Origin of the sequence: Amycolatopsis ruanii (assembly GCF_003385175.1) — a bacterium.
Taxonomy (GTDB): Bacteria; Actinomycetota; Actinomycetes; order Mycobacteriales; family Pseudonocardiaceae; genus Amycolatopsis_E; species Amycolatopsis_E thermalba.
Genome location: NZ_PQHY01000067.1, coordinates 1 through 11,371, shown reverse-complemented (window position 1 = coordinate 11,371; position 11,371 = coordinate 1). Strand labels below are relative to the sequence as shown.

Annotated in this window: 10 protein-coding genes; 6 read left to right on the top strand and 4 right to left on the bottom strand. The window is 65.2% G+C overall.

Translation table 11 applies throughout. From position 1 onward, the window contains the following. Positions 1-140 precede the first annotated feature (140 nt). A complete protein-coding gene (locus tag D0D28_RS27760; protein WP_346009502.1) occupies positions 141-1,619 on the top strand; it encodes a GH25 family lysozyme in 1,479 nt (492 codons plus the stop codon). Continuing rightward, positions 1,616-1,948, top strand: a complete 333-nt coding sequence (locus tag D0D28_RS27755; protein WP_158224486.1) for a DUF732 domain-containing protein — start codon at positions 1,616-1,618, stop codon at positions 1,946-1,948. The genes D0D28_RS27760 and D0D28_RS27755 overlap by 4 nt, the downstream gene beginning before the upstream one ends. Here D0D28_RS27755 and D0D28_RS27750 read toward each other — a convergent pair. After that, complete coding sequence (locus D0D28_RS27750) at positions 1,921-3,567, bottom strand: DUF2079 domain-containing protein (protein WP_162831213.1); 1,647 nt, start codon at positions 3,565-3,567, stop codon at positions 1,921-1,923. The two genes, D0D28_RS27755 and D0D28_RS27750, sit on opposite strands and share 28 nt — an antisense overlap. A 320-nt stretch (positions 3,568-3,887) precedes the next feature. Continuing rightward, entirely contained in the window at positions 3,888-6,557 is a 2,670-nt protein-coding gene (locus tag D0D28_RS27745; RefSeq protein ID WP_116113707.1) for a PA14 domain-containing protein, read from the bottom strand. 38 nt (positions 6,558-6,595) lie between these two features. On the opposite strand from D0D28_RS27745, the gene D0D28_RS35865 reads away from it, so the two are divergent. The 4 genes from D0D28_RS35865 to D0D28_RS35860 all read left to right on the top strand — a co-directional run bounded on the left by D0D28_RS35865 (position 6,596) and on the right by D0D28_RS35860 (position 9,571). Continuing rightward, the gene (locus D0D28_RS35865; protein WP_162831212.1) at positions 6,596-7,147 is read left to right on the top strand and encodes a hypothetical protein; all 552 of its coding nucleotides are present in this window, start codon (positions 6,596-6,598) and stop codon (positions 7,145-7,147) included. 495 nt (positions 7,148-7,642) lie between these two features. Next, positions 7,643-8,434 carry a hypothetical protein gene (locus tag D0D28_RS27740; protein WP_116113705.1) on the top strand — a complete coding sequence of 264 codons (792 nt, stop codon included), beginning with the start codon at positions 7,643-7,645 and terminating at the stop codon, positions 8,432-8,434. Positions 8,435-8,446: 12 nt separating this feature from the next. Next, a complete protein-coding gene (locus D0D28_RS27735) occupies positions 8,447-8,923 on the top strand; it encodes a hypothetical protein (protein ID WP_116113702.1) in 477 nt (158 codons plus the stop codon). A gap of 123 nt (positions 8,924-9,046) precedes the next feature. Next, positions 9,047-9,571 (top strand): hypothetical protein, encoded by a 525-nt coding sequence (locus tag D0D28_RS35860; RefSeq protein WP_162831211.1) that lies wholly within the window; start codon positions 9,047-9,049, stop codon positions 9,569-9,571. A 164-nt stretch (positions 9,572-9,735) separates the two neighbouring features. Here the strand turns inward: D0D28_RS35860 and D0D28_RS35855 are convergent, their stop codons facing one another. Both D0D28_RS35855 and D0D28_RS27725 read right to left on the bottom strand, forming a co-directional pair. Beyond that, on the bottom strand, positions 9,736-10,650 hold the full coding sequence (locus D0D28_RS35855; RefSeq protein ID WP_162831210.1) for a DUF6602 domain-containing protein: 915 nt from the start codon (positions 10,648-10,650) through the stop codon (positions 9,736-9,738). A 177-nt stretch (positions 10,651-10,827) separates the two neighbouring features. Further along, the coding region (locus D0D28_RS27725) for an IS256 family transposase (RefSeq protein ID WP_205413374.1) at positions 10,828-11,371 on the bottom strand (544 nt) is incomplete at its 5' end.

Sequence of the window (11,371 nt, the reverse complement as noted above, 5' to 3'; positions counted from 1 at the left end):
CCGGGCGGTAACGGAATCGGAGAACTGTCGATACGAGTGCGGGCCCGAGCAAGCACGGGGAGGAACAGGTGTCACGGTTGCGACAGGCGTGCGTCATCGCGGTGTCTGTGCTCGTGTCGATGGCAGCGACAAGTGCTCAGGTGTCCGCGACGACGCCGGGCTTGGACGTGAGCCACCACCAGGGCGCGGTCGACTGGTCCGCGGTCGCCGGGGCTGGAGCGAAGTTCGCGTTCATGAAGGCCACCGAAGGAACCACCTACACCGACCCCCAGTTCACGGCCAACTACTCCGGCTCGGCCAACGCCGGACTCCGCCGCGGCGCCTACCACTTCGCGCTGCCCGACCGCTCCGGCGGCGTGGCGCAGGCGCTGTTCTTCCTCGATCACGGAGGTGGCTGGGTCGCCGACGGGCACACGCTTCCGCCGGTGCTCGACATCGAATACAACCCTTACGGCACCGCCGACTGGGCAGGCTGGTGCTACGGCCTCACCACCACCCAGATGTCCGCGTGGATCGCCGACTTCGCCACGACGGTGCACGACCGCACGAACCGCTGGCCCATCATCTACACGACCACCGGCTGGTGGAGCCACTGCACCGGCAACGACAGCGGCTTCGGCAACGACCCCCTCTGGATCGCGCCGAGCAACTCCGACGCCGGAGGCGCGCCCACCATCCCGGCGAGCTGGAGCGAGTACACCTTCTTCCAGTACGCCACCTCCGGCACCTTTCCCGGCGACCAGGACTGGTTCAACGGCACACCGGAACAACTCGCCGCGTTCGCGACCGGTGACGAGCCCGACAAGCTCCAAGCCCACTACAGCGCGCTCGGCGGCGCCGCCTCCCCACTCGGAAACGTGTCCGGCGGCGAGTACACGGTCGCCGGCGGATGGGCGCAGAACTACGACCACGGCACCATGTACTTCCGGCCCAGCACCGGCGCCTGGTCCGTGCGCGGCGCCATTCTCGGCCACTACCAGAACCTCGGCGGCCCCGGTGGCCTGCTGGGCTTCCCGCTCACGGACGAAACCCCGGTCGACGGCGGCAGCTACAACGATTTCGCCGGTGCCGATAGCGCCTCCATCTACTGGAGCACCGCCACCGGAGCGCGGTCGGTTCACGGCCAGATCCGCAGCACCTGGCTGGCCCGCGGCGGAACCCAGGTCCTCGGCTTTCCCACCACCGACGAGTCGACCACGCCCGACGGAGTGGGCCGGTACAACCACTTCAACGGCGCCGGCGGCGCATCCGTCTACTGGACACCCAGCACCGGCGCCCATTCCGTGCAAGGACAGATCCGGTCCCGCTGGGCCGCACTCGGCTGGGAAACCGGAGCCATGGGCTACCCGGCCACCGACGAGACGGCGGCACCGGACGGTGTCGGCCGCTACAACCACTTCTCCAAAGCCGCGTCCATCTACTGGTCCCCCACCACCGGCGCCTGGTCCGTCTACGGCGCCATCCGCGACACCTGGGCCTCACTGGGCTGGGAACGCAGCGCGCTCGGCTACCCGACCAGCGACGAGTACGCCGTGACCGGCGGGCGGCGCACGAACTTCCAGCACGGCACCATCGCCTGGGACAGCGCGACCGGCCGCACGCAGGTGGCGTATTCGTGATCAGACGCCGGCACGCGTGGCTCCCAGCTCTGCTCCTCGGCGCCATCATCTTCATCGTCGCGGCCCCCGGCGACGCGGAACCGGCCGCGCATGACGCTGGGCTCGTCCAGGACCTGCGCACCGACTCGGTCCGCGGAACAGACGCCGAGGTTACGCAGTTCGCACACTCGATCTGCGCGGCCATAGCCGGCGGCATCACCCCACGCACCATCGTCAGCGAGCTACAGGACCGCGGGTACTCGCCGGTGCAGGCCGTGCGGATCGCGTCCCGTTCGATGAAGGCGTTCTGCCCCCAAACGTCTCAGGAGCCGCTGGGTTCGACGCGGTAGAGCGCATCACCACTGGCCACGACCACGCTCAGTCCCGTCGCACCTGGAGCGGCCACGGCCCGCCAGCCGGGCCACGCCAGATCCGGCCGGGCGACGTTCGTGACACCACCACCGACGATCGTCCCGGCCGCATCGGTCACGAGCACGCAATCCGGAACCTGCCCCTGGACCAGCGCCCAACCCGAGATCACGGTGTCACCCGCCAACACCGAGGTGTCGACGACCCCCTTGGTGGTTCCCGCATCCGCCGGACCGGGCAGCACCGGCACGGCGGTGAGGTCCAGGGACTGGCCGAGCTGATGAGCACAACCGAGGCTGAAATCATCCGTGAACGGATACGCGCCCAACGCCCGCGCGGCCGGTATCGCCGACGGCTCGATCTGCATCGCGGTGAGCGTCTCCCGAGCCTCGACCCGCAACGCCACCGCCGCCAGACCCAGCGACGCATAATTCGCCCGCGCCTGGTCCTGAGTCCCGCCGCCGATCGCATGCGTGACCAGCCCAAGCGTGACCACCGCGGTGACGACATACCGCTGCGGGAGCGCCGGCCGTGCCACGACCACCAGCACCAACAACGCGCACGTCGCCAGCGCGCCAGCCAGACCGTACCGGCCCAACAGCCCCACGTTGCCACCCGCGACCGCTACCGTCGTCGAGCGGCCCAGCGCCACCAATCCGGCCAGCAGCAGTGCATACACCGCCAGGGCGATCCAACCCGCCACCGGCGCGGCCTCCCGGGTCCTGCGGAACGCGGGCAGAGTGAGCAACACCAGCGCCGCAACGGTGGCGCCACCGGCGATCACCGCCACCACCGGCGTGTCCACCGCCCACAACCCGCCCAGCGCCGCACCGAAAACCGACAACCGTCGGTCCGGATCGATCGCCGTCGTCGCCAGCGACTGCGGCCCCGCCGGCTTCGTCAGGAACCACGCCGCCACCACCAGCAGCCCGGCCAGCAACGGGGTGACCACCCGCCCAATCCGCTCGCCCCGCAACCAGGTGGCCACCGCGACCGCGAACCACACCGGCAGCCCCGCGCCGAAGCACAGGCAGGCCACCAACGCCGCACCCCAGGCCCACCACACCTGCCCACGGTGCGCGGCCGCCACCGCCACGACCCCGCAAACGACCGCCGGCACCCAGCTGATGCCGTTCGTGCCCTGCAACCACAGCTCCGCCAGGTGCGAGGACAACAGCAGCCACGCGAATCCGGCCGTCAGGGCGGCCTTGATCACAGGCGGCACTGTGGACGGCACCATCCCCCGGAGCAGAAGCACCGCGCAGGCCAGCAGCAGCACCGTCAGGACAGTCAAAACCCTGTTGTCGCCGCCGAACCACCCCGCATCGGCCCAGAACAGCAATGACGGGACCGCGAAGGGCTGGTCCAGGTGGTAGGTCAGCACCTGCCCCGGCACCAGCGAGCCGTCATCCGAGGTGATCTTCGCGAGCACGTGCCAGTAGTCGAGCAACACGTGCAGCCGCGAGGTACGCGCCGCAGTCCACAACGCCAAGCCGACCGGCACCACCGCGAGCACCGTCAAGACAACGACGGGGACGCGCTTCGTCAACTTGGCCTGTGGTCCGGCGCTCTTGCCGACAACGGCGGCATCCAACCTCACGGTTTGCTCCCGACTTCCGGAGAATGGTCGCGACGAACCCTATCTGCCGCACACGTGGGGCCTGGCGGGACCTGTCGAGCAGACGGCTGCGGGCGCCGTCACCGGATGGCGACGGCGCCCGCGCTCACGACATCGTTACTTTCGGTTTGAGGGCCGCCGGGCGGCGAGGCTGAAGACCGCCACCGCGACGACCGTGTACACCACGGCTGATACCAGGCCGAGGTACCTGAGGACGAGAGCGTTGCCGACTACGACCGCGATGACCAGGGCCACCTTCGCCGCAATCCGGACACCGTGCACTGTCTCCTGCCTCTCGCCTGTCAATACGACGCCCAAATCCCGATGCCGCATCCTACGATGAACCCAATCGGCCCTCCGGCCTTGGCTGCTCGGGCCGCGTTTCGGAGCAGCCATTTCGCCGATGTGTATCCGCCTGGCCCGCCACCGAACAGGCAGCCGCTCACAACCTTCTTAACCACTGACATCGGGATGGGGTTGTATTTCCTGGTCGAGCCTGAGCCAGGGCCGTAAGGGCAACTGAGGTGGTGGCCGCAGTTGTACTTCGTTCGACCGGGCCGTCCTACACGTGAGCAGTACTTGTAGGAGGCCTTGTACGATGCGCGGGTCACGACGTACTTGCGACTGTATCTCGGCTTGGCCCAGCGCCAAGACTTCTTGTAGCTGTAGCGCCACGAGTACTTGTAGCGATACCAGCGGCTCTTGGCTCGGTAACGGGCATGCCCGTCGAGATCGGTGGCGTTCACGGGGTCACCGGCGACGTAGTCGTAGTCGTTGGCGGATCCGTCTTCGACCGGGTCTACGGACAGAAAACGACCCAATGCCGGCAGGTAGGGGCGCGATCCCATCTGCACGATCGCTAGCGCACCGGCATGCTCATAGGGCCGTTGGTGCTGCCCAAGCCATCCGTAGTCAAGCTGCCCAGCCTGGTTGTCTGGCACGTTGTCGTTATCGACGGCCCCGACAGCGGTCAGCGGCTCGCCGAACGGCGTGTACGTGCGCAGATCGCCGACCTTGGCGCCGGTGGCGTTTGTGGTGAGGCTGAGGTCCCCACGGATGGTGGGGTGCCCCCACGTAGTAGTCGTCGGCGTTGTGTCGTTACGCAGGGTGTACAGGACGCCGCCGGGAAGGCTGATCGATCGGGTGAGCAGCTTCTTGGCGGCGTCGAGTGCAAGGTCCGCCGAGTCACCGTCTCCGGTGTAGGAGTAGAGGACATCGGTAACGTCGTCGCCCTGGGTGGCGCCGCGGCGGGTGATGCGATCGGTGGCGTCCCGGACGTAGGCGACGTCGGCGGGGTCGGCGCCGGTGGTGCGAGCCGTGAGGTGTCGGTCCGCGGTGTCCCAGCCGAGGTAGGTTGTCGAGCCTCCGTTGGTGAATGCGGTCGTGTTGCCACGGTTGTCGTAGGTGATGCTGGTGATCGGGTTCGCTCCGGTGGTGGCCAGGATGCGGTCCGCGGCGTCGTAGCAGTAGCCGGTCTCGACTGTTCCGCTCGATGTTTCGTCGAGCAATCGGACGCGGTTGGTGTTCAGGCCGGCGTTCGCCTGTGTCCCGGTCGGGCAAGCAGCCGGGGCCGGTGAGGTGAAATCGTAGGTGTAGTGGTGTCCGGCGACCCAGGCTTGGGTCAGCCGTCCTGCGGCGTCGTAGAGATAGTTGGGGGCGTTGGGTCGTGGGTCGACACCGCCGAGTGCTTCGTCGATGATCGTTCCTGATCTTGTCCGGCCGACCTGCGACACGATCTGGGCGCCGTCACTGGTCGCCCAGGTCAGGGATGTGGCTCGCCCGGCCGGGTCTTTACCGATGGCCGTGAGGGCACTGCCATTGCTGTAGGCGACGGATTTGAGCTCACCAGCCGCGTCATACGACGCGGTGGCCAGAGTCGTCCCTGCCAATGTGAGTGTGAGCAGACGGTTCGCATCGTCATAGGTCATCACCGAGATCTGCGCCGGGTCAGCCGGCGGGACCACCTTCACCTGAACGGAACGACCTGCCTGGTCATAGGTGGTCTCGGTGCGTGTGCCGTGGACGTCGGTGTAGGCCACGACCCGCCCGAGGAGGTCCACCGTGGTGGTAACGACGCCGAACTCGTCCGTGATCGACGTAGTCAGCGGGTCCCCGCCGACGGCGTAGTTCGTTGTCACCGTGCGAGCGCCTGCGGTGGCGTTGGCCGGGTGGGTCTGCTGCACCACCCGGTCACGGGCGTCGTAAGTGGTGCACGACCATTCGCCGCCCGTTGCCTTGGCGATGGTGCGTCCGGACGCGTCGTAGACCTGTTCGTCCACCCGCGGGTTGCCGGACAGGGGCGCTGGGCCGGTGGTCAGCTTCGCCATGCCTCCCTGATTGATCGCCGGGCTTCCCGGAACGCAGGGGTTGGCCCTGGTTTCGGTGTCGCCGTAGAAGGCGTAGGTCGTGGTTGCGCCGCTGGGCATGCTCTTCGACGTGGTGCGCAGGTAGCCCGTCCCGACCGCTTCGTACCCGCTGCGGCTGGTCAAGGCCAGCCCCGAGGGGTCGGTTGTGGTCCCCGCTGGTGCTGAGTAGACGGGGTCAAGTCCGGTAGCCGCGTACTGCGTGCTTTCGGTCTTGTTCGGCACACCATCGGACTCGTCTGTGACTGTCGAAGTGGTCAGGCCGTAGCGAGGTTTGAGTTGGCTGCCGGGCACTGCCTGCTGGACTCCGGAGGGAGTCGTCCAGTGCAGCTCGAGTTGGGCGTTGTTGTCGAACTCGTAGTAGTCGATCCGGATGCGCTTGGCAGCACCAGCCGCAGGACTGTTGACGGTGGCCTGCCTCCAGACTGCGGCGGTGTTGCGCCAGTCGTCGATGATCAGCTGCTCGTCGATCCAGACACGCACACCGTCGTTGGCCAGGACGCGGAGGGTGTAGTTGCCTGCCTGGGGGAACAGGATGTCTCCGGTGGCGCGCAGCGAGTTGTGATCAACGGGGATGCCGGCTGCCGCCCCGGCCAGCGGTGACCACATCGGACGCGCCGTTGACCCGGACGACGGCGCGGCGTCGAGTGCGCAACCGTGACGGTGAGAAGCAGCGTCTGGATCGCATCGCCGCCCGAGAGGGCGCCCGAGCCAGGCTGATCACGGACGTGCAGAACATCACCGAGCCCGCCGTGACCCCGCCAGAGGCCCAGGAAATCTTGGAACAGGCACAGGCGTGGACGGCATGGGGTGCGCTGGCGCTGCACCGTTACCTCGACCAGCATCCCGACGCGCTGCATGTCCCGCCGTCGGACTGTCCGCTGGCGCTGGCCCGGCTTTTGGACCTGCTGGCCGCCGCAGGCCACCCGGTCAACGCACCAGCGTGCTCGATCTGTGGCCGTTCCGATCGACTGCTGGAATGCCGCAGCCCGGACGGTCGATGCTGCAACTGGTGCAAGCACAAGACAAAAGTGCACACCTGCGCTCGGTGCAGGCAGGAGGCCCACGTCGTCACCCGCCGCCCGGAAGGACCGATCTGCCGACGCTGCTACGCCACCGACGAGGACCTGTTCGAAGAGTGCGTCGAGTGCGGGCGTCGCCGCCGACCGACCAAGCGACGAGCCGACGGCGGCGCCTAGTGCGAGTCGTGCGCTCCCAAACTCACCCGCCAATGCAGCCGATGCGGTAATCACCGCCGAACGGCGGCCGTCACGGAAGACGGCCCGGTCTGCCATAGCTGTTACCAGCGTCCGCCACGACGTTGCGGGATCTGCGGACAAATCCGCCCGATCCGCATCCGAGCGGTCGGCGACCTGCCAGACCGGTGCGCTCAGTGCTACCGGCAGACCGGCCGGTGTGTGGTCTGCGGTCGGGTCCGGCCGGGCAGTGGCTTCGGTGGCCGTGGCGGGGCTTTCCATTGCACTGCCTGCCGCCCTCGCCGATCTGGCCAGTGCCATGACTGCGGTCAGACCGCCCAGTTGTATGGAGACTGGCCCCGCGGCTCGGTCTGCTTCCGCTGCGCCTTCCACCACCTGCGCAACCCCGCCCGGTGCCCGCGATGCGCCCTCGTGCGAGTCTTGGTCGGCCGCAGCGACAACAACGAGGACATCTGCGGACCATGCGCAGGATCCACAGTGGACTTCACCTGCCGCGAGTGCGGCCGGCCCGGCAGGCTGCACGCCGACGGCTGCTGCGCCCGCTGCGTCGTCGCCCACCGCGTCCACGACCTGCTCAGCGACCACGATGACGTTGTTGCACAACAACTTCAGCCGCTGGCGCAGGCACTGACTGCCGCCTCGAATGAGTACTCGGTCTTGAACTGGCTCTACTACCACCCAGCGGCAACCTTGCTGGCTGATCTGGCCGCCGCGCCCGTCGAGATCACCCACGCCCTGCTGGACGGCTTGCCGCCCACCCGCAGCACCCGCTACGTCCGCGACGCGCTCATCGCCACTGGCGCCCTGCCCCCACGGGCCGAACACCTCAACCGGTTGGAAGCCTGGGCCGACCGCACGATCGACCGGCTGCCCAAACCTCAGCAGCGGATCATCCGCCCCTTCGCCGAATGGCACGTGATTCGCGACGCCCGCCGACGCGACGCCTGCAACCGATACACCGAGGCCGCCGCAGCCCACGACCGCACCGACATCCGCGCCGCCATCAGGTTCCTGGACTGGCTCGACGCCACCGCAACCACGCTCGACACGCTGGCCCAAGAGCAGCTCGACCACTGGTTGGACACCAACCCGACCCAACGCAGGGAACTCGCCTCCTTTCTGCGCTGGGCCAGCCAGCGCCGACTCACCACCGGGTTGGAGTTCCCAGCCAGTAAGAACAGCTTGCCGATCCACTTTCAGACCGAAGAGCAGTACCGTCGACAACTGCGCCGCTGCCTCAACGACGACAGCCTCCCGCGCGAGGTGTGAATCATCGGAAGCTTGGTCAGACTCTTCGGCCTGCCGATCAGCCGCATCGTCGAGCTCACCGCCGACCGGTTCCACCGCGCCAACGGCGACGCCTACCTCACCATCGGCAACCATCCGGTCTTGCTGCCACCCAAACTGGCGGCGCTGATCGACGAGCACCTCGCCCACCCGCACTACCGGTCCATGGTGCGTCCACCAGACGGTGAGCCACCCCGATACCTGTTGCCCGCCAGCCAGCCCGGCAAGCCACGAAGCGCTCGGACAACGCAGAAACTCCTGCGGCAGCACGGATTGCCTACGCTCGCTGCCCGCAACACCGCCATGATCGAGGCCGTCGGCGAGTTGCCGCCGATCGTGATCGCCGACCTGTTCGGCATCCACCCCGGAACAGCCCACGCCTGGGCCAAGTTCGCCCAAGCCAGCTGGACCGACTACCTCGCTGCCGACCTGACCGCCACCGCCCGAACCAACCAACCGACAGTTAGATGATCTCGAAAGCATCGGAAAATGGACACCTTTGTCGGATGTCAGAATATTGGTACAACGTCGCATGTCGACCCTTCGTCGTCATTTCAGTGGTGTTGAGATGAAGATCAGGCCATACTGTTCTGCGTGGGAGAACAGCAGCCGGCGCTGCCAACCTGGAACGATCTACGTGATGACTCGCCACCTGTCGACTGGTGGGACCTTCAGGAGCCTCAGTTCGGTGAGCAGGTACGTGAGTGGTCGGACATCCTCAACGACGTCTACTGGCGGCCTAGCGAGGACGGTCGTGGCGAGCCCAGCGGCTATGACACGTCCGGTATGCAACGGCTTCGCGGTCTCATCATGGTCCAAGCGGCTGAAACCGAAGCCGTGCTCGGCCGTATTCTGCGCAAGTTGGATCCACAAACAAGTCCTGGGGCACTGACGGCAGGCGCGTTGCTGAAAAAAGTCTGGGAAAAGCTTTCGAACACTGACAAAGTCACTTGGCAGTCACATGTGCGTCAGATACGTAAAGCGCAGAAGAGGCGGAACCATGCTGTCCACAACAGTGTGGACACTGGCTACACCTGGGCTGACTACGCCACCGGCGGTGGCGAATGGGTGCCGGTCATCACCACAATGGGCAACGAATCGTGTGACGGCGGGAATTGAGTCACGATCTGGCGCTTCAGCAGTCATCCACGGTGCTTGCGATCGAAATGCTCCACGGGTTGTCGTGTTCAAATCATAACCCAGATGATGGCTGCCCTGACTGGTGGGAGTAACGGATGTTGAGAGAGCCTGAACGATGATTATCTGTTTGGCGTGGTCCGCGTTTAGCTTTCATCGTCAGGTCGCTCTCTATTCAGTGGCCAATCTCGAACGATACCGCCACCGATACCCGTGAGGCCGACGTTGTGAAAATATCGAGCCATTGGCATTAGGGTGTTGTCATCCTTACCCAACTCCCTCAGTAGAATCGCCAAGAATCGTCCAATTGCGTTTGGTTGGATATCATGTTTAACTGGGTCGGGAGGCGTGTTTCTAAACAGTGGCCCTTCGCCAGGTATGCGCATTGGGCCGTTGTAGCTACTTATCAAGCTTTCTGGCATTACTTCAGGGATTTCCATGCTTGCCAGTGTTAGTTCCCATGTGCCAACGTCAGCTACGCATACAAGGTCCAAGTAGTCGAATGGATTCTGGACAACATCCATACCTATCTGATGCAGCGACAAGCCGATTGGGTGTTGATTTCCATCGACTTTGCCAGCTGGAAATTCTGACGAATGAGCTAGAAGTCCGGAAGTTATTCGATGCTTGACTGAAGGGTCCGAACGCGACAGTGCGTTGAGTGCGGCTGCCTTTTGTAGAGTGCTCCGAACATCCCTGGGTGGAAGGGTGTTTTTGCATTCAAACGCGGCCAGTACGCCTGCGGCAAGGCGCAGTTTGTTACCCAAAAGGCCACGTGGATACTGGGGGCTCAAGACGAACACATCCAGTTGTCCACTTACCTGGCCTGTAGACGAGATTACTCTCCCTTTTGTGACTACATGACAGCCAGCAGGCAGCCATCGCCGCAGCAGTTCAGCCCAGTTTTCCTCACCCTGATCGCCAGCCGTACCAGGGTCTTCGCGCGCCCTCAACCGGATTCGGGCATACTCTGCGGCCATATGATTGCTCATTTGCTGCATAAGGTCGAACAGGTCATGCTGAGGTTTCATGGCAGCAACTAATACCACAACAGGCTTCACTCCCGTCATTGTTCCGCCGACAACCGGTCAAGTAGGAGGCTCTAGGGTGTACCGCTGGCCCTGTTCACAACCGCAAACGCTGTAGCGAGCTGGCGAATAGCGCAGAGTTCGGATACTGCTACTTCACCAGTCATCAGAAGAGGGTCTATCCCGTGATCGGTGTTTCCGGCGGTTCGGTTAGTAGGTTTCGGCTCCCGGCCAGCGGTCACCGAACGTGATGGCGAACGCGTTGATGACTGGCTTCCAGCGCATTGTCCATCGGGCGCGGCCGGTCCCGGTCGGGTCCAGGCTGCGAGTCACAAGATACAGACACTTCATCGCGGCTTGCTCGGTGGGGAAATGTCCACGCGCGCGGATCGCCCGCCGGTAGCGGGCGTTCAGTGATTCGATTGCGTTCGTCGAGCAGATCATGCGCCGAATTTCAACATCGTAGTCCAGGAACGGCACGAATTCTTCCCACGCGTTGCGCCAGAGTCGAACCATCGCACCATATTTCTTGCCCCATTTCTCCTCGAGTTCGTCCAGCGCGGAGAGTGCGGCGCCAGGATTCGGAGCCGTGTAGATAGGTTTGATATCCCGCTTGATCTCGTCCCAGTGCTGCCGCGCTGCCAACCGGAACGTATTGCGGATCAAATGAACGATGCACGTCTGAACAATGGTCTGCGGCCACACGTTCGTGACGGTCTCCGGGAGACCTTTGAGGCCGTCGCAGACGAGGAAG